At 45.4% G+C, this 18276-nt stretch carries 16 protein-coding genes and 1 riboswitch; of the genes, 12 read left to right on the top strand and 4 right to left on the bottom strand.

Annotated features, from left to right (window positions below; all coding sequences use genetic code 11):
- Positions 1-3 precede the first annotated feature (3 nt).
- Both A4R26_RS06335 and A4R26_RS06330 read left to right on the top strand, forming a co-directional pair.
- Positions 4-1059: an NAD(P)/FAD-dependent oxidoreductase gene (locus A4R26_RS06335; protein WP_081162235.1), complete on the top strand. Its 1056-nt coding sequence runs from the start codon at positions 4-6 to the stop codon at positions 1057-1059.
- 98 nt (positions 1060-1157) lie between these two features.
- Positions 1158-1583 carry a hypothetical protein gene (locus A4R26_RS06330; protein ID WP_242674836.1) on the top strand — a complete coding sequence of 142 codons (426 nt, stop codon included), beginning with the start codon at positions 1158-1160 and terminating at the stop codon, positions 1581-1583.
- A 135-nt stretch (positions 1584-1718) separates the two neighbouring features.
- Here the strand turns inward: A4R26_RS06330 and A4R26_RS06325 are convergent, their stop codons facing one another.
- Entirely contained in the window at positions 1719-2519 is an 801-nt protein-coding gene (locus A4R26_RS06325) for a zinc-dependent peptidase (protein WP_081162232.1), read from the bottom strand.
- A 208-nt stretch (positions 2520-2727) separates the two neighbouring features.
- Entirely contained in the window at positions 2728-3555 is an 828-nt protein-coding gene (locus A4R26_RS06320; protein WP_081162229.1) for a zinc-dependent peptidase, read from the bottom strand.
- Between the two features lie 316 nt (positions 3556-3871).
- Here A4R26_RS06320 and aspS point away from each other — a divergent pair, with 316 nt between their 5' ends.
- The 6 genes from aspS (at position 3872) to A4R26_RS06285 (ending at position 9912) form a co-directional block, all read left to right on the top strand.
- Positions 3872-5698, top strand: coding sequence for an aspartate--tRNA ligase (gene aspS / locus A4R26_RS06315; protein ID WP_081162226.1), 1827 nt, complete (start codon positions 3872-3874; stop codon positions 5696-5698).
- 240 nt (positions 5699-5938) lie between these two features.
- Positions 5939-6439, top strand: coding sequence for a hypothetical protein (locus tag A4R26_RS06310; RefSeq protein ID WP_081162223.1), 501 nt, complete (start codon positions 5939-5941; stop codon positions 6437-6439).
- 41 nt (positions 6440-6480) lie between these two features.
- Positions 6481-7767 (top strand): replication-associated recombination protein A, encoded by a 1287-nt coding sequence (locus A4R26_RS06305; RefSeq protein ID WP_242674835.1) that lies wholly within the window; start codon positions 6481-6483, stop codon positions 7765-7767.
- Positions 7768-7858: 91 nt separating this feature from the next.
- A complete protein-coding gene (locus A4R26_RS06300; protein ID WP_081162220.1) occupies positions 7859-8317 on the top strand; it encodes a GNAT family N-acetyltransferase in 459 nt (152 codons plus the stop codon).
- Positions 8318-8464: 147 nt separating this feature from the next.
- A complete protein-coding gene (locus tag A4R26_RS06290; protein WP_133054567.1) occupies positions 8465-9418 on the top strand; it encodes an outer membrane beta-barrel protein in 954 nt (317 codons plus the stop codon).
- Between the two features lie 89 nt (positions 9419-9507).
- Positions 9508-9912 carry a T9SS type A sorting domain-containing protein gene (locus tag A4R26_RS06285; RefSeq protein ID WP_133054566.1) on the top strand — a complete coding sequence of 135 codons (405 nt, stop codon included), beginning with the start codon at positions 9508-9510 and terminating at the stop codon, positions 9910-9912.
- A 489-nt stretch (positions 9913-10401) separates the two neighbouring features.
- Here A4R26_RS06285 and A4R26_RS06280 read toward each other — a convergent pair whose 3' ends face one another.
- Both A4R26_RS06280 and uvrA read right to left on the bottom strand, forming a co-directional pair.
- On the bottom strand, positions 10402-10926 hold the full coding sequence (locus A4R26_RS06280; RefSeq protein ID WP_165760163.1) for a 5' nucleotidase, NT5C type: 525 nt from the start codon (positions 10924-10926) through the stop codon (positions 10402-10404).
- 59 nt (positions 10927-10985) lie between these two features.
- Positions 10986-13910: an excinuclease ABC subunit UvrA gene (gene uvrA, locus A4R26_RS06275; RefSeq protein ID WP_081162205.1), complete on the bottom strand. Its 2925-nt coding sequence runs from the start codon at positions 13908-13910 to the stop codon at positions 10986-10988.
- A 224-nt stretch (positions 13911-14134) separates the two neighbouring features.
- Between uvrA and A4R26_RS06270 the strand changes: the two genes are divergently transcribed.
- The 4 genes from A4R26_RS06270 (at position 14135) to A4R26_RS06255 (ending at position 18233) form a co-directional block, all read left to right on the top strand.
- A complete protein-coding gene (locus A4R26_RS06270; protein ID WP_081162201.1) occupies positions 14135-14809 on the top strand; it encodes a YiaD family glycine zipper/OmpA-like lipoprotein in 675 nt (224 codons plus the stop codon).
- Between the two features lie 65 nt (positions 14810-14874).
- Positions 14875-15534 (top strand): porin family protein, encoded by a 660-nt coding sequence (locus tag A4R26_RS06265; RefSeq protein ID WP_081162198.1) that lies wholly within the window; start codon positions 14875-14877, stop codon positions 15532-15534.
- 231 nt (positions 15535-15765) lie between these two features.
- Complete coding sequence (locus A4R26_RS06260) at positions 15766-16425, top strand: porin family protein (protein WP_081162194.1); 660 nt, start codon at positions 15766-15768, stop codon at positions 16423-16425.
- Positions 16426-16604: 179 nt separating this feature from the next.
- A riboswitch (SAM riboswitch) is annotated at positions 16605-16725 on the top strand.
- Between the two features lie 263 nt (positions 16726-16988).
- On the top strand, positions 16989-18233 hold the full coding sequence (locus tag A4R26_RS06255; protein WP_081162191.1) for a cystathionine gamma-synthase: 1245 nt from the start codon (positions 16989-16991) through the stop codon (positions 18231-18233).
- Positions 18234-18276: the final 43 nt, after the last annotated feature.

Below are 18276 nucleotides of genomic sequence, written 5' to 3'. Positions count from 1 at the left end.
AGTATGCATGTTGATATCTTACTAATAGGACAAGGTATTTGCGGAACGTTCCTGAGCCGCGAGTTGCAAAAGGCGGGATTTTCGTTTCTTGTGATCGATGACAATAACCCGGGCGCGGCGTCGAAAGTAGCGGCAGGTATTATAAACCCCGTTACCGGCAGGCGTATTGTAAAAACCTGGATGATAGATGAAGTAATGCCATTTGCCTGGCAGCAATATACCGACCTGGGTAACCAGCTACAGGTTACGGCCATTGAACAAAAAGATATTATCGACTTCTTTCCAACGCCCCAAATGAAGCTGGCCTTTGAAAAGCGTTACTCGGAAGACACGCAGTATTTATCCATGCCCGGTGATGCCCGCGCCTGGCAAAACCATTTCAATTATGATTTCGGGTTTGGCGCCATTACACCCTGTTACCTGGTAAACCTGCCGGCGCTTTTACCTGCTTATCGCCGCTTACTGATAGCCGCAAACAATTTGCTTGAAGAAAGATTCGATCATAGTCAACTGCAGGTTTTGCCAGGTAAAGTACAATATAAAGACATCACTGCTCAACGCATTATCTTTTGCGATGGTATTGCTTCGTTCAGCAGTCCCTGGTTCAGCAATCTGCCTTTTGCACCCAACAAGGGCGAAGTGCTGCTGATAGAAGCGAACGATATGCCCGCAAACAACATCTTCAAAAAAGGCATTAACTGGGTGCCGTGGCGCGATAATATTTTCTGGGTGGGCTCTTCATATGAATGGGATTTTGCAAGCGATGCCCCAACGGAGGCTTTTCGTGAAAGAACGATGGCTGTTTTAAAACACTGGATCAAAGCGCCCATCCGTTTGCTTGAACATACGGCGGCTGTTCGCCCCGCCACCATCGAGCGGCGGCCATTTATAGGCTTTCACCCGGCACAGCCGGCCATTGGCATCTTCAATGGAATGGGTACCAAGGGCTGCTCCCTGGCGCCATTTTTTGCACCGCAACTGGTGCAACATATTCAGCACCAGACGCCATTGCAGCCGGAAGCCGATATCCTGCGATTTAAACGGGTATTATCGAAATAATTTATTTTTGCATCGCTCGCTGAAGCTTTAGCGAAGGCGAGCATCGCCCGCTCGCTGAAGCCGTAGGCGGGCAACTTCAAATTATAAAATCAAACCCCGTGGATCAGGAATCAAAAGATCTGTATGTTATACCCGCCAAATTCCGGAAAATGGAGAATCTGCATATCCTGTTCTGGCTGGTGAAAGATATTTGCTGGTGTATGATCTATAAAACGCTGGGCATCGCCATGATCTTTCCAACACTGGCCATTGCCATTTTTATCGCCTGGCGTACCCGGCATATTGTGGCCGAGCTTACCCATAATATTGCCATCGCCCTATGGATAAGCGCCAACTCGATGTGGATGATCGCTGAATTTTTGGGTGTGGATGAACAGGTAAAACCTTATTGCCTTATCCCATTTTCTCTTGGCCTGGTAGTGCTGATCTATTACTACCTTATTTACTCGCCATTAAATAAAAAGAAAGAAGCGGCTGCACAAACAGCCGTTGCCAAACCGGTACCGGTTGAAAAAGGCTCCTGATGATCGGGGATGTTTAAATGAAATGCATAATAGAAGGTAATACAAAAAAAAATGCCGGATGCAAAAGTTCTTACGTCCACATCCGACACTTTAAAACACAAAACTCATATCAGGCTAAAAAAGTAAAATAGTGCATCAGGCGGCCAGTTTGTTGATGTTTGCAATTTCAATCGGGTCCTGGCGCAACAGGGCGCACATGGCGCTGTATAATTCGGGCATTTCATGACGCATACGAACCGAATTCTCAAAAAAGGTTTCCACACTTACCGCCCAGAACTCCTGGTAGTTTGTAGCAGCATAATTGTCGAGCAGGTTTTTTGCTCCCTGACGCATGTTCTCAAAAATGGGGCGGGCCAGTTTTGAAAAATTCATCCATTCTTTTTTGAAATGTTTGTCTTCCTCTGTTTGGGTAATAAAGTTTACATACGCCAGCGCGTGCCCCATTTCATGCAGCCCCATGTTGCAGTTTGGCGTTAGCCCGCTCAATCCCTTTATGAATTTATCCCACGATAAATAAATACCGCTGTGATCAACATGCCCCTCGAAAGGACGCGAGTAAAAACCGTAATGATAGTCGTGTTTCAGCACATAGATATCCTTAAAAAAGTTGAACTGGTATTTTTCAAGGCCAAAGGTCAACTGCACCGCAGTTGCACTGATGAGAATGGGCTTTTCGGCAGATTCTTCCACTTCTATGTAATGGAATTTTTTTGCTTTTCTGAAAAGGTAAGTCCTGAACAGGAATTTGTGCTGGTTTTCGGTATTCAGCCTGTTGTAATACCTCAGGTGTTGCGAAACGATGGTGTGATAAATGGTTTCCTGCCCAAGAAATAATTTGTACTGCCTTCTTTCATACAGGTAGTTGTAACATTTGATCACAGGATTCTGCAATACGATAATGCCGAAGACCACCAGAAAAATGATCAAAATCTCCATAATGCTCTGTTTTTTCGTAATTGACTGGTACGGGATCAGATCAACAGAAACTATGGTTTTCAAAAGAGAAGATGGATCTATTTCCGGCTTTCAGGGATCCTGGGGGAGATAAATTAAAGGGTGGTGATCATTAGAGAGTTCAATACGGCTACAAAATATAAAGAAAATTTTAAAAAAGAAAGAGCCTGCCTGTAAAATTATATTTCCGTTAGTATTGACTGTAATCGTCGAAAACGGCTTCCAGAAAAATTCCCGGCTTTAACAGGTCCTGGTTCAACAATTTGCATATAGCATTGTATAATTCAGGTAGTTGTAGCTTAAACGCTTCAGGCCGTTCAAAAAAGTTCTCCACACATACCGCCCAGAACTCCTGGTAGTTGGTGGCAGCATAACTTCCCAGCAAGTTCATTTCTCCTGCCTGCATGCGGTTGAAAACCTCGCGGCCAATGCCGGTAAAGGTCTTGAACCAGCGGTATTGGAAAACTTCATCCTCGCCGTCATGTTCATGTTCAGGAAAATTTACATATGCCAGTGCATGCGCCATTTCGTGCAACCCCACATTGTCGCCGTCGGTGTAATTGGCAAAAGAATTTAAAAAATTATTCCACGACAGGTAGATGCCGTCTTCGCTCACATGCCCCTGAAAAGGCACACTCAACAACCCAAAATGATAGGCCCGTTTCATTACATAGATCTTGTGAAAATGGTCCATCAGAAAATGCCGCAAACCAAAAGTGAGCTGCACCGCCGCGGCACTTATCAGCAGCGACATATGCTCTTCCTCCTTCATTTCAATAAACTCAAAATGTTTGGTGGCCTTGAATATGAGGGTGCGCTTCAGGAAGCGGTCTTTTTGTACGGCATCGAGATGACGGTAATAGGGAATATATTGTTGTAAGATGGCATCGTACGCGGTATGTTTGGCATCGTACAGTTCCTTCACCCGCTGGGCGAGGTACCTGTCGCGCAGGTATCTGGCAAAGGCAAACCCACCTGCTACCGCTACAATCAGACAAAAAATAATTCCGGATCCCATATATGATATTGGTACTTGAGCTATTGTTTTTGTTACCCGTCTGTTCAGTTCTTTTACCTGTTTTCCGCTCTTAGACGCTGCAAAACAATAACATCTGGTCAGAAAAATAAAAAAAATTACCTAAATAAAATGCCAAAAACAGAATGCCCGCACAGGTAGCGGAACGGGAATCTGATTATCAATGTGCTGGAAAATGTTCCACCGCCCTTCCCCTGCTTTGAAAGCATACCCGTTTTGAATTACCTTTGCCTCCCTCGCAGCGGGCGGGGACCTTATAACACTCGTTAGCTTATCAGATTATTAAAACATTATAGGAATGTACAGAACTCATACCTGTGGAGAATTACGGATAGCACAAACCGGGCAGCAGGTAACGCTTGCCGGCTGGGTGCAAACCATTAGAAAATTTGGCAGTATTACGTTTATTGACCTGAGAGACCGTTATGGCATTACCCAGTTGTTATTGGGGGAAGAATTGAACAGTCAGCTCGATCAGCAGCCCCTGGGCCGCGAATTCGTACTGCAGGCCACAGGTGTGGTGAGCGAACGCAGTAATAAGAATCCCAACCTGCCAACCGGCGATATCGAGATCAAAATAACCTCGTTTTCCATTCTTAATAAATCGGTAACACCGCCCTTTACCATCCAGGACGATACCGATGGCGGCGATGACCTGCGCATGAAATACCGCTATCTCGATCTGCGCCGGAACCTGGTGAAGAAAAACCTGGAGCTGCGGTATTCCGTTAACCGCGCAGCCCGCAATTACCTGCACGATAACCATTTTATGGATATCGAAACGCCTTTCCTTATTAAATCAACACCCGAAGGCGCCCGCGACTTTGTAGTTCCTTCCCGCATGAACCCCGGTCAGTTCTATGCATTGCCGCAATCGCCGCAAACATTTAAACAATTGCTGATGGTGAGCGGGTACGACCGTTACTACCAGGTTGTAAAATGTTTCCGCGATGAGGACCTGCGGGCCGACCGCCAGCCGGAATTCACCCAGATAGATTGTGAAATGGCCTTTGTTGAACAGGAAGACATCCTGAACATGTTCGAAGGCATGGTAAAACATATTTTCAAAGCGGTGAAAGGTATAGAGGTTACCGAAAAAGTACAACGCATGAGCTGGGAAGAAGCCATGTGGCAGTTTGGTAACGACAAACCCGACATTCGCTTCGGCATGCAGTTGCTCAATATAAAATCGGCCTTTACCAAAGACGGTAAACTACCGGCTACTGGTGACCTCATCGCCGGTTCCGACTTTAAAGTTTTCAAAGAAGCGGAAACCGTGCTGGCCATTGCCGTGCCCGGATGTTCAGAATACACCCGCAAACAAACCGACGAACTTACGGAGTGGGTAAAACGCCCGCAGATAGGAATGCAGGGGCTGGTATTTATAAAATGCAATACTGATGGCACCTATAAAAGCAGCGTAGATAAATTCTTTACAGAAGATAAACTGAAAGCCATAGCCGATGCAGCCGGCGCCAAAGCCGGCGACCTGGTGCTGATACTGGCCGGTGCAGAAGAAAGAACCCGCAAAGCCATGAGCGAACTGCGTCTTGAAATGGGCGAACGGCTTGGCCTGCGTAAAAAAGATGAGTTTAAATTACTGTGGGTGCTCGACTTCCCGCTGTTCGAATACGCCGAAGATGATAACCGCTGGGTAGCCCGTCACCACCCTTTCACTTCACCGAAACCCGATCATATCGACATCATGATCAAAAACAGCCCGGTGATCGACAATGCTGCCGAATACCTGAAACACCCATATGCCAACATCAAGGCAAATGCGTACGATATGGTGCTGAATGGAAATGAGATCGGCGGCGGTTCCATCCGGATCTTCCAGCGCGACCTGCAGGAGAAAATGTTTGCGGCCCTTGGTATGAGCCAGGAAGAAGCACTGCATAAATTCGGCTTTTTGCTGGGCGCGTTTGAATACGGCGCACCACCACACGGCGGTATTGCCTTCGGGTTCGACCGTTTGTGCGCTATTTTAGGCGGCAGCGAAAGCATTCGCGACTTTATTGCGTTCCCCAAGAACAACAGCGGCCGCGATGTAATGCTCGATGCCCCCAGCGCCATCGATCAAAAACAATTCGACGAATTACAGATAAAGTTGAATTTGCAATAGATTATTTTTTAAATAATTTTAAAGGCCTCCCAACTAAACCAGGAGGCCTTTTCTTTTATGAAGAATTTTCTGTATCCCAGAGCGAATGCGACCGTCGGGATTATAACGTTCTTCACTGATAAACCTGGTAATTACAATATCTATACAGGTAACCGGCAGTTTTCGGCTGGTTAAAATAGTAAGGGCCGAAGCACGTCTGCAACAGGAAAACAGCTTCGTATAAAATGCTAATTTTAGCCGATGAAAGAATTCACAGTTTTATGGAAGGTATTCAGGGTGTTGTGCATTGTGCAGCTGATACTGGTGGCATTCTCGGGCATGCAGGCCTTAGGCATGTTGTTTTCCAGAAGTAACCCTGCGTTGTATTTCATAAACATGCTTGCCTATACCGCGGTGTTCATGTTCGTTTATCACGGCTTGTCGATCCTCAACTATAATTATCCCGATACGCCCTTATCTGATAAGCAAAAACGTATATTCAACGTTTTATACCTGATCAACTTTTTACTGGTCGCCTTCCTGTTTGCCCGCGTGGTGAACGACTGGTGGATGGTGCGCTTCGTCTTTGATCCCGAAATGCGCAAAGGCTATACCTGGTATATGATGACGGGCCTCCTGCTGATCTCATGGTTCATTTTCATAATACACCTTGTTACACTGGCCGGCATGTTCAGGTTACGGCGGTTCATTCATGAAAATACGCTCAATACCTGGTACGATCAGTTCGACCAAAAGCCGTAACGATGCCCGATCAAATAGTCATCAGGTAAAATTTCATTAACTTGAGCAGCATTTTTCCTCCCATAATTATGGAAGCAACACCACTTGCAGAACGGTTACGCCCAACGACATTGGATGAGCTGGCAGGTCAGGAACACCTCACCGGCAAAGGAAGCATTTTGCGTACAGCCATAGAGCAGGGCAAAGTTCCCTCGATGATCTTATGGGGACCGCCCGGCACAGGAAAAACCACCATTGCCAATATTATAGCGCACACCTTACAGGTTCCCTTTTATACGCTCAGCGCCATAAGCGCAGGGGTAAAAGAAGTACGGGAGGTAATTGCAGAGGCCAGAGAAAAAGAGCGCGCCATCTTGTTCATCGATGAAATACACCGTTTCAATAAAGGACAACAGGATGCGCTGCTGGGCGCCGTAGAGAAAGGTGTCGTTACGCTGATAGGCGCCACCACCGAAAACCCCTCCTTTGAAGTGAACAGCGCCCTGCTTAGTCGTTGTCAGGTTTATGTATTGAAACCATTACAGGAAGACAACCTGGTTGGCCTGCTGCAACATGCCATGGCCGCAGATGCGCAGCTGCAACAAAAACACATAGAGCTGAAAGAAACGACTGCCCTCATCACCATTTCCGGCGGCGATGCACGCAAATTATTGAACCTGTTCGAGCTGGTTGTCGATACCATGGGCCAAACAGCCATTATCACCGATGACGCAGTAATGGAAATTGCGCAGCAACGCATTGCTTTATACGATAAAAGCGGCGAACAACATTACGATATCATTTCCGCATTTATAAAAAGCATGCGCGGCAGCGATCCAAACGGTGCCGTATACTGGCTGGCACGTATGATCGAAGGTGGCGAAGATGTAAAATTCATCGCCCGCCGTATGTTGATACTGGCCAGTGAAGATATCGGCAACGCCAACCCCACGGCCCTGGTTATGGCCAATGCCACATTTGAGGCGGTAAATAAAATAGGTTATCCCGAAGCCCGCATTATATTATCGCAATGCGCCATTTACCTGGCCACTTCTCCTAAAAGCAATGCCTCCTATGTTGCCATCAACGACGCCATTGCCGCCGTTCGCCAGCACGGCGACCTGCCGGTACCCCTGCATATTCGCAACGCGCCCACCGGCCTCATGAAAAAACTCGATTACGGTAAAGGATATAAATATTCGCACGATTATGAAGGCAATTTTTCGAGCCAGGAATATTTGCCGCCGCCGCTTACCGGCCGTAAATTTTTCAACCCCGGCCATAATGCCCGCGAAGATGAGCTGAGAAAATTCCTGAAAAACTTCTGGAAGGACAAGTATGGATATTGATTAAGGTGTGCCACGTTTTGAAAACCTGGCACACCTGCAACTTACAAACTTTCACTTACCATATATTACTTTAAACCAACTACCAGTACAGGTGAACCATATAACCTTTATACACAAACCATTCAGCGAACTCACACCGCATGAGCTGTACGCGATCTTACAACTACGCAGTGAGGTATTTGTAGTTGAACAAAATTGTGTTTTCCTCGATGCAGATGACAAAGATCAGGTATGCATTCATGTAATGTGCTGGCAAAACGAGCTGTTAGCCGGTTATACAAGGCTGGTGCCCGCAGGAATTTCCTATGAAGAACAGTCGATCGGCCGTGTGGTCACCTCGCCGAAAGTAAGACATGCAGGCATAGGAAAACTACTAATGAACTACTCCATTCGTACTACATACGAAGTGCTGGGGAAATCTACGATCACTATCGGTGCGCAATTTTACCTCCGTAATTTCTACACATCATTGGGATTTCAACAGTGTAGCGACATCTATATAGAAGATGGGATTGAACATATTAAGATGTTTTTACCATTTAATAAGTAAAAACACCACATCCGAACATTAATTTGGATATTTTTTAAATGCTGCACACAAGAAACAAACAATTCTGCGTTTATTGTATGTGTGACTGGCGTTTACTATTTTAGCGCCGGAATTCTCTGACCGTCTGAAAACTAAATCTGATATTCAATGAAACAATTTTTACACTCTGTAAGGAGGTGTAGCTTGTTGTTACTGGTAAGTGCAAGTAGTTGCATTTCTTCTTTTGGCCAGACTGAAGGTTCCTCCGTCTTCGAAGCTGGCGTTTCTTTTGGACCTTCCAACTTCCTCGGCGACCTCGGTGGTAACGCCGGAAAAGGTACCAAGTTCATCAAGGACAATAACTTCCCGATGACCAAATTCATTTTTGGTGGCTATCTTTCTTACCAGCCGAATGAGTGGCTGGGTTTCAGATTAGCTATCAACAGGGGAACCATTGAAGGTGATGATGCCGTTATTAAAGGTAAAGGCGGTCTTGAAGAAGCCCGCAAATACCGTAACTCCAACTTCCGTTCGCGGATAACCGAAGGCATGTTACTGGCAGAGATCTATCCTACCGTTTTTCTTGAAGACGATCCCAGCGATGTTATCGGAAGACTGAGACCATACCTCGTAGGTGGTATCGGCTATTTCAAATTCAATCCGCAAGGTACCGATCCGCTGACCAAAGAATGGGTTGATCTGAGACCTTTACATACCGAAGGACAGGGTTTACCCCAGTTCCCCGGCCGTAAGGAATATAAACTTACAAGCCTGAACATTCCTTTGGGTTTTGGCGCAAAATACTTCCTCAGCGAAACAGTAAATCTGGCGCTTGAAGTGCTGCACAGAACTACATTCACCGATTACCTCGATGACGTAAGTACTACCTATGTAGATCCTGCTGTTTTCTATGCGAACATGCCTTTGGCTCAGGCTCAACTGGCTGAAAGAATGGCAAACAAAAGCGGAAACAATGGTGCTACTACTCAATATACTCCCGGCATGAAAAGAGGTACATCATCTAATAATGATGCATACTTCTCTGTTAACCTGAAATTAGGTTTCAGATTAGGCCGCGGTGGTAATGACTATAGCTCTACACGTTGCCCGGTAAGATTCTAATTGTTACAATTCCGTATTCAAGATACTGTTGATCCGTACCCTTTTGAAAACATTTGGCCCGCCTGCGGCGGGTAGCCAATTTGGAACCCATGAATCCGTTTGAAACCGTAAGAAAGCATTCTAACATCCGTACTTTACCCGCACTGCTGGCAATAGCGATATTGTTTGCAGGCAATGCTTCTGCCGGTTGTCCATTATCAGTACCTGCATATTCACAAGATACTATCCTGGTTCAAAAGCAAACTACCAGTAAAAAGCATAGAATAAAGCTTTATTCCGCTACGGAAGAGAATGTTCTGTTCTTTAGTGTGCGTGGAACGGAGAAGAAAGAATACCAGCTGTTTTTATTCGATGTTGCCGGCAATTTAATAAGGCAGGCAAATATCAAAAACAAGCAAACTACTGTTATTGACAACATTGAAAAAGGCAATTACCTGTTCGAAGTGTTCAGTGATGACGAGCGGCTCGAGAACGGCCAGGTGATCATTCGATAAACCGGTTGCCGGCAACGGCAGCTGACAAACAAGCTCTTTGCTACCACAACTTATAAACCAATAAGCTGCAGGGAAATTAGTAAAATCCATATATCCGGTTGAGTCAAAACCTGATCCGTTCCCTATTTATTAAGTACCCTGAAACACAAAGATTTTATTAATCACTCCCTGCACCTGCTTATTGGCTTTTTTCAACTTTTTCTGGTTCATTCCAGTATCCTCAGTAGCCGGCGATGAGTAATTGCCGGCTATTCGTTTTTAAGCCGAACGCTCAACGCTGAAGGCTTAACGCTTCTTTCCGAACGTTCCGAAAGCCTTATTAAATGTAGCCCGCCGCTTCACCAATGCATTTTGCCTTCAGCCTTTTGCCTTCAGCCTTTAGCCTTATGCCTTTTGCCTTCAGCCTTATGCCTTTTGCCTTTAGCCTTTAGCCTTCAGCCAAAAAAGGGCCGCTTCACAGCCGCCCTGATCCAAATAATACCAATACTCTTATTTCAGGAATACGCCTGCTGCATCTTCCCAACTGTTTATCCGGTCGTAGCCGGTGACGTCTTTGTTATGTGCGGCCGTAAACAGGTGCTTCCTTCCATTAAAATGTTGCAGATGACGGACGTGATCGTCGATCATATGATCGCCGAAAACCATGCGCTTTTCGCCGCAAAGCACCAGCTGTTTCCAGTTGAAAAACGGAAAATGCTCCAATAACCAGTCGAGTTTATCTTTTAGTGAATTAGGGAATTCAGTGGCTGCTGAAACAATAAAGATCTCGTACCGCTTATTCATTTCCTTCAGTACATCAACACTATCTTTCATCACAGGCAGGTTTCTGAAAAACCCCGGCGAATATAATCGTTCCCGCACCAATGCCTGGTGCTTATCGGGGAACCCTAATAGCCACGAGCCTTTCATTTTATTGAAATCGACAGCCAATCCATGTTCCTTTTCATACCACGTTATCATGGCCCCCATGGGATCGGCTATCACTTCATCCATATCGATGATAATTCTTTCCATATTTGTATAGAAGGTGTGCCACACTTTCTCCCACCCCATTTGCGAAGTGTGGCACACTTTTATTTCAGTTCTTCTTTTAAAAATTTAGCGGTGTGGCTGGCCTTTACTTTCAGCAGGTCTTCAGGCGTTCCTTCAAATAATATTTGTCCGCCCCCGTCGCCGCCTTCCGGTCCCAGGTCAATAATATGATCCGCTACTTTAATAACATCCATATTATGCTCTATTACCAGCACGGTATTGCCGCGGTCAACCAGTTTGTTCAGCACATCGAGCAAATGCTGGATGTCTTCGAAGTGCAAACCGGTAGTAGGTTCGTCGAGTATATAAAATGTTTTACCGGTATCTTTTTTCGACAGTTCGGTAGCCAGCTTAACCCGTTGCGCTTCGCCCCCACTCAATGTGACGGCGCTTTGCCCAAGGGTAATGTACCCAAGCCCAACTTCCTGCAGCACTTTTATTTTCCGGTAAATGTATGGCACGTTCTGAAAGAACTCAACCGCTTCCTCAACCGTCATATCAAGCACATCGCTGATGCTTTTGCCTTTGTACCTGATCTCGAGTGTTTCGCGGTTATAGCGTTTACCCTGGCATTTCTCACAATGCACATATACATCGGGTAAGAAGTTCATTTCAATCACCCGCATACCACCGCCTTCACAAACATCGCAGCGGCCGCTTTTTACATTGAAGGAGAACCGGCCGGCGTTATACCCGCGGATCTTGGCTTCAGGAACCGATGCAAACAATGTTCTTATATCGGTGAAAAAGCCGCAGTACGTTGCCGGGTTGCTGCGGGGCGTACGGCCAATAGGCGATTGATCTATTTCAATTACTTTATCTATATGCTCAAGCCCTTTTACATTTTTATATTCAAGCGGCGTCATCCTTGAATTATAGGCATGTTTGCTTAATATCGGGTAAAGGGTTTCGATAATAAGCGTTGATTTTCCGCTGCCGCTAACCCCGGTGGCCACTATCAATTTTCCCAATGGAAACTTCGCGGTTACTTTTTGCAGGTTGTTGCCGTTAGCGCCTATCAGCTCCAACACCTTGCCGTTGCCTTTTCTCCTTTCTTTCGGAATGGCTATTTCCCGTAATCCATTTAAATAAGCTGAAGTAAGCGTATCGAGTTTCAGCAGATCATTCGGCACCCCCTGCGCCACTACCCTGCCGCCATGATAACCGGCTTTGGGACCAATATCAACCAGGTGATCGGCTGCCAGCATAATATCTTTATCATGCTCAACCACCAGTACGCTGTTGCCAATATTGCGCAGGTTCTTCAATGCTTCAATGAGGCGATGGTTATCGCGTTGATGCAACCCGATGCTGGGTTCATCCAGTATATAAGTAATACCTTGTAATTGTGAACCTATCTGTGTTGCCAGGCGGATCCGCTGCGATTCTCCGCCGCTAAGCGTACGGGAAGAGCGGTTAAGCGTCAGATACGTCAATCCCACATCGAGCAGGAACTGCAAACGCTCCCTGATCTCTTTCAATACGTCCTTTGCAATGGTGTTCTGTTTGTTCGATAATCTTTTTTCAACACCCTTGAACCATTGCATCAGTTTATCGAGATTGAACTCGCTCAACTCGGCAATATTTTTTTCATCTACCTTAAACCACAGGCTTTCTTTTTTAAGCCTTGCCCCATCGCAGGTAGTACATGTTTTTAGTTCCATGAACTGTTCCGTCCACTGGCGAACGCTGTCGCTCGAGCTGGCGGCGAACCAACGCTTCAACTGGGGCACTATTCCTTCGAACTCTTCGGTATACATGTTCGCATCGGGACTAATAGCATCAAAATCCAGGTGCTCTTCCTGTGAGCCGGTTTCATTACCGTATAACACCAGGTTGAGTGCTTTGGGAGGCATTTCTTTCAAAGGCACATCGAGGCTGAACTTATTCTTTTTTGCCAGCCGTTGTACCTGGCTGAACACATAGTTATCTCTTTCTTCACCCAATGGTGCAATACCGCCTTCATTAATGCTTAAAGAATTATCGGGTATAATGGCATCCATGCTTATCTGGTACACATTGCCCAGTCCTTTACAGGTTGGGCAGGCGCCGTATGGACTGTTAAAAGAAAAACTGTTGGGTGAAGGCTCTTCATAGCTGATGCCTGTTTCTTCACACATCAACTGCCGCGAATACTGCACTAACAACTCCGCCTGTGTTTTGCCATTTTTCCCATTCGAAGCGGCATCATGCACTAACAGGAACATCAGCTCCTTCCCCATTTGCAATGTCTTCTGCACACTTTGACTTAACCGTACCTTCATATCATCCGTTACCGCCATGCGATCGATCACCACTTCAATCTCGTGTATCTTGTAACGGTCAACCTGCATTTTGGGAACAAGGTCTTTTACTTCACCATCGACGCGTACCTTCAGATATCCTTTTTTACGGATGTCTTCAAACAGTTCACGATAGTGACCTTTACGACCGCGCACCAACGGAGCAAGCAACGTGATCTTCTTGTTTTTGAATTTCTTATAGATGTTATCAACGATCTCTTCTTCACTGAACTTGACCATTTTTTTCCCCGTATTGTAACTATAAGCCTCCCCAACGCGGGCAAACAACAAACGCAGGAAATCGTACACTTCCGTTATGGTGCCTACGGTAGAACGGGGGTTTTTGTTGGTGGTTTTTTGTTCAATGGAGATCACCGGCGACAAACCCGTTATTTTATCCACATCGGGCCGTTCCATATCGCCGATGAATTGCCGGGCATAAGCGCCGAAACTTTCCATATAACGGCGTTGCCCCTCCGCATAAATAGTATCAAAAGCCAGCGACGATTTGCCACTGCCACTGATACCTGTTATAACGACCAGTTTATTTTTCGGGATACTTATATCGATGTTCTTAAGATTATGCACCCTCGCCCCAAAAACATGAATTGATTCTTCTGTTTCAACACCGGCAACATTTTCTCGTTTCGATTGTTCCGGCTTTTTAACTTTCGCTTCTGCCATATAAAACGTTCGCCTTTGATTTGTGTGGGAAATTACACTAAGCGCTGTGCGATATTACTAAATAATTTATCAAAGATAACAACAAAAAAAATGTAGGAAAGTTGAAAATCCTTTAAGATATTTGCGCCTCATAATCAATACTATAGCTTTGCGGAGGTATTGTGGTATACAATTTGAAAGCTGTGGACTGTTTATAAACCGGGTCTTTACTAAAACAATATAATATGAGATCAATCCAAAAAACCCTTACAAGTGTTGCCGCCGCCGCCATCATTCTGGCCGGTTGCAAAAGCATGAACAAAACCACAAAAGGTGCAGTTATCGGAACCGCGGGCGGTGGCGCCGTTGGAGCGGTAATAGGAAAAGCAGCGGGCAATACCGCATTGGGTGCTATCATTGGCGCCACTGTAGGTGGCGTTACCGGTGCAGTTATCGGAAGGAAAATGGACAAACAGGCCAAAGAGATCGAGAACAAAGTACCTGGCGCTAAAGTTGAGCGTGTAGGCGAAGGTATTGTTGTTGAGTTCAGCGATAAAATATTGTTCGGTTTCAACAGCTCCGATCTCTCAGCAGGAGCTTCAACCAACCTTAACAAACTGGTTGAAGTGTTAAAAGCATATCCCGATACCGATATCGAGATCCAGGGCCATACCGATAGCAAAGGTACCGATGAATACAACCAGGGCCTGTCTGAAAGAAGAGCTTCTTCCGTAGCCGCTTTCTTACGTGGTAAAGGGGTTGCCAGCAGCCGTATCAGAATTAAAGGTTATGGCGAAACCGCTCCTGTAGCCACAAACGAAACAGAAGATGGCCGCGCACAAAACCGCCGTGTCGACTTCCTCATCACTGCCAACGAAAAAATGAAAGCAGACGCGAAGAAAGAAGCAGCAAACCAATAGGTAATTGCGTCTTTGATCTGGATTGCCACCGTTAATCGACATTTATAACCTTCAACTATTTAGTCATGAAAGCAAAAACACTGCTACTCGCTGTGACCACTACTGCGTTAGCATTAGGCGCGCAGGCGCAGGAAACGACTACATTCGGTATTCGGGCAGGTGTAAATTTTCAGAACCTTAATGGAAAGGATTATAATGATGACGACCTGGAAAACAAAATAAAAACAGGCTTTCATATCGGCGCCAATGCCGAAATACCGGTGGCTACCGATTTTTATTTGCAACCAGGAGTTTTGTTTTCAACAAAGGGCGCGGTCGATAAAGAAGATGAAGATATAAAATGGAACCTTTCTTATATTGAAGTTCCCATCAACTTCCTGTACAAGCCAGCGTTAGGGGCAGGAAAACTGTTACTTGGCGTTGGCCCCTATGTCGCTTTCGGTATAGGCGGCAGTTATAAGAATTATGATGGGAAAGAATTAGACCTGAAGTTTGAAAATGAAATATCCGCATCACAGGCAGCAGATCTCAATACTGTATATGCCAGAAGAATCGATGCAGGTGGCAATTTACTGGTAGGTTATGAATTTGCCAATAAGCTTTCAGCTCAATTGAATGCCCAGCTGGGTATGTTAAAAATCAATCCCGACATAGATGGTTTAACCAACGATAAATCAAAGTGGAAGAACACCGGCTTTGGTTTATCGTTAGGTTATAGGTTCTAACAAAACATACGGTTGTGACATTAATTCTGCAGTACAATCGCAAGCACATACGTAACAACTACACAATAAAGGTTGTCTTATCATGAGACAACCTTTTATCAGCCAATCTTCAACTTACGTATTAACTCCTATACAATTTTCAAAGAACTATTACGTTTATTTGCGTGATAGTTAAGCGTTTTTTTAAAAACCCAAATTCGTTTTAACTACATTAAAAACCAAAGATCTATTATGAAATCAAAAGTTCTGTTGCTTGCACTTGCAACTACCGCCCTTTCTTTAGCCTCAAAAGCACAAGACAAAACAACATTTGGCGTACGCGCTGGTGTTAACTTCCAAAATCTCAATGGTGAATTCGGAGGCGAGGATCTCGACTTAAAAATGAAAACCGGTTTTCATATCGGTGTAAATGCTGAGATTCCTGTTGCTTCTGAGTTTTATTTACAGCCGGGTTTATTGTTCAGCACAAAGGGAGCTAAAGCCGATGAAGGCGATGGCAAATGGAACCTGTCTTATATTGAGGTTCCTATCAATTTCCTGTACAAACCTACATTAGGCGATGGTAAACTGTTATTAGGTTTCGGCCCCTACGTTGGTATTGCTGTAGGTGGTAAAATCAAAGGTGATGGTGACGACATTGATATCAAATTCAGCAATGACCTCGATGAAAAAGAAGCAATGGAATTTGGAAGCATGGATGCATGGTACCAAAAACGCCTTGACTTTGGCGGAAACCTGCTGGTTGGTTATGAACTGAGCAGCAAACTGTCTTTCCAATTGAATGCTCAACTGGGTATGGCAAACATGTTCCCTAAAATTATGGGTGAAAAACCAGATGATACCAAACTTAAAAATACCGGCTTCGGCATCTCTGTAGGATACCGTTTCTAAGAGATCAACCTGTTGTATCGAAAGTAACCCTTACAAAAATCTTAATTGGATTTATAAAAAGGCCTCTCCTGATGGGGAGGCCTTTTTCATTATGTATCTCCCACCAAACAAATTTTCCATTAAAGGAAAATTTGGAATATTAATTTCCAGCATTATCTTTGCACCAGTTCTTTATACATCGCTTATCAAGAAAGGCTGAGGGAAATGGCCCGATGAAGCCTTGACAACCTGCATGCTGGTTTGCAATATAACCGCTGTAAGGTGCCAACTCCATCCCGCGGAAGGCGGGACAGATAAGTCAGATAAAAGCTTCTACAATACTGAAATACAACATATTGAAAGGCTCTTCTGACTTACGGAAGAGCTTTTTTATTGTCCAGCACCATGCCCAACCACCGGCAGGTTAAAGGACCGCATCGCAAATCGGACGTATCCGGTCGCTGCAGATAAAATTGTCTCCTCCAGTAAGAACTCCTCTTGATAAGTGCTGTCGCTAACACATGTACTGCACATCGTCTCATAACAAAGACCGGTCATAGTACAACTGTTTAATCAAATTATCAATGCTCCGCTTACCGTTCCCGGTAGCTATCGGGACGGCAATGGAGAAAAAAATGTTTATCATGCAAGCGACAACACAACTCATTCACAGCATTCCTGTCGATCCGTTAACCGGCGCCATCTCTGTGCCCATTTATCAAACAAGCACCTTCGTACAGGAAGCGCCCGGTGTAAACAAAGGATACGATTATGCGCGTACCAGTAACCCGACAAGGGCTACGCTCGAAAGCCTTATTGCACAACTCGAGAACGGTAAGGTTGGTATTGCCTTCTCGAGCGGACTGGCCGCCATTGACGCCATTGCCAAATTATTACGCCCCGGCGATGAAATAGTGGCCGTTGATGATATCTACGGCGGCGCATACCGGTTATTTACACAGGTATATCAGCAATTCGGTATCACCATCAAATTTGTAGATACCAGCGATCCTGAAAAAGTGTTCAACGCCATTACGCCTGAAACAAAGCTCATCTGGCTCGAAACACCTACCAACCCAACCCTAAAGATCTCGGATATTGAAGCCATTGCCAAAATAGCCAAAGCAAACAACAGCCTGCTTTGCGTGGATAACACTTTTGCTTCACCCGCATTACAACAACCGCTTTCACTGGGTGCTGATATTGTAGTGCATTCTGCTACCAAGTACCTCGGTGGTCACAGCGACCTTATAGCAGGCCTGGTAGTTACCAAAGACAAAGCGCTCGGCGATAAAATAAAGTTCTACCAGAACGCGTGTGGCGCCATCCTGGCCCCCTTCGACAGCTGGCTGGTTATCCGTGGTATTGAAACCTTACACCTGCGCATTCAACAGCATTGCCGCAGCGCACAGGAAATAGCGGAGTTCCTGCAACACCATCCCGCTGTTGATAAAGTATACTATCCCGGGTTGAAAGATCATCCCAACCATGCCATTGCCAAAAAACAAAGCAAAGGATTCGGCGGCATTGTTTCCTTCACCCTGAAACAGGATAGTATTGATGCAGCCACCGCCTTCGTTACCGGCACGCAGCTGTTCAAACTGGCTGAAAGCCTCGGTGGTATCAAAAGCCTTGTAAGCCACCCAGCCAGCATGACGCATAAGACCATTCCGGCCGAAAAACGCCATGCAGCCGGTGTTACCGATAGCCTTATCCGCTTAAGCATAGGCCTTGAAGATGCAGCCGATCTGTTAAAAGACCTGCAACAGGCCCTTGAAAGCACAACCAATATCATTGAAACAACTGAAAGTAAAGCAGTCCCTTGTTAAGGGCAGGGAAAGTATAGCCATTTAAAACAAATTGTAAAACAGG

It is taken from the genome of Niastella populi, from assembly GCF_002078015.1.
GTDB classification, from domain to species: Bacteria; Bacteroidota; Bacteroidia; order Chitinophagales; family Chitinophagaceae; genus Niastella; species Niastella populi.
This window is presented reverse-complemented; position numbering and strand designations above follow the sequence as displayed.

Bases quoted from the DNA above. Each gene is read 5' to 3' on its own strand.
- A4R26_RS06335 (WP_081162235.1), top strand. From the start codon at position 4: ATGCATGTTGATATCTTACTAATAGGACAAGGTATTTGCGGAACGTTC.
- A4R26_RS06325 (WP_081162232.1), bottom strand. From the start codon at position 2,519: ATGGAGATTTTGATCATTTTTCTGGTGGTCTTCGGCATTATCGTATTG.
- A4R26_RS06320 (WP_081162229.1), bottom strand. From the start codon at position 3,555: ATGGGATCCGGAATTATTTTTTGTCTGATTGTAGCGGTAGCAGGTGGG.
- aspS (WP_081162226.1), top strand. From the start codon at position 3,872: ATGTACAGAACTCATACCTGTGGAGAATTACGGATAGCACAAACCGGG.
- A4R26_RS06310 (WP_081162223.1), top strand. From the start codon at position 5,939: ATGAAAGAATTCACAGTTTTATGGAAGGTATTCAGGGTGTTGTGCATT.
- A4R26_RS06290 (WP_133054567.1), top strand. From the start codon at position 8,465: ATGAAACAATTTTTACACTCTGTAAGGAGGTGTAGCTTGTTGTTACTG.
- A4R26_RS06285 (WP_133054566.1), top strand. From the start codon at position 9,508: ATGAATCCGTTTGAAACCGTAAGAAAGCATTCTAACATCCGTACTTTA.
- A4R26_RS06280 (WP_165760163.1), bottom strand. From the start codon at position 10,926: ATGGAAAGAATTATCATCGATATGGATGAAGTGATAGCCGATCCCATG.
- uvrA (WP_081162205.1), bottom strand. From the start codon at position 13,910: ATGGCAGAAGCGAAAGTTAAAAAGCCGGAACAATCGAAACGAGAAAAT.
- A4R26_RS06270 (WP_081162201.1), top strand. From the start codon at position 14,135: ATGAGATCAATCCAAAAAACCCTTACAAGTGTTGCCGCCGCCGCCATC.
- A4R26_RS06265 (WP_081162198.1), top strand. From the start codon at position 14,875: ATGAAAGCAAAAACACTGCTACTCGCTGTGACCACTACTGCGTTAGCA.
- A4R26_RS06260 (WP_081162194.1), top strand. From the start codon at position 15,766: ATGAAATCAAAAGTTCTGTTGCTTGCACTTGCAACTACCGCCCTTTCT.
- A4R26_RS06255 (WP_081162191.1), top strand. From the start codon at position 16,989: ATGCTCCGCTTACCGTTCCCGGTAGCTATCGGGACGGCAATGGAGAAA.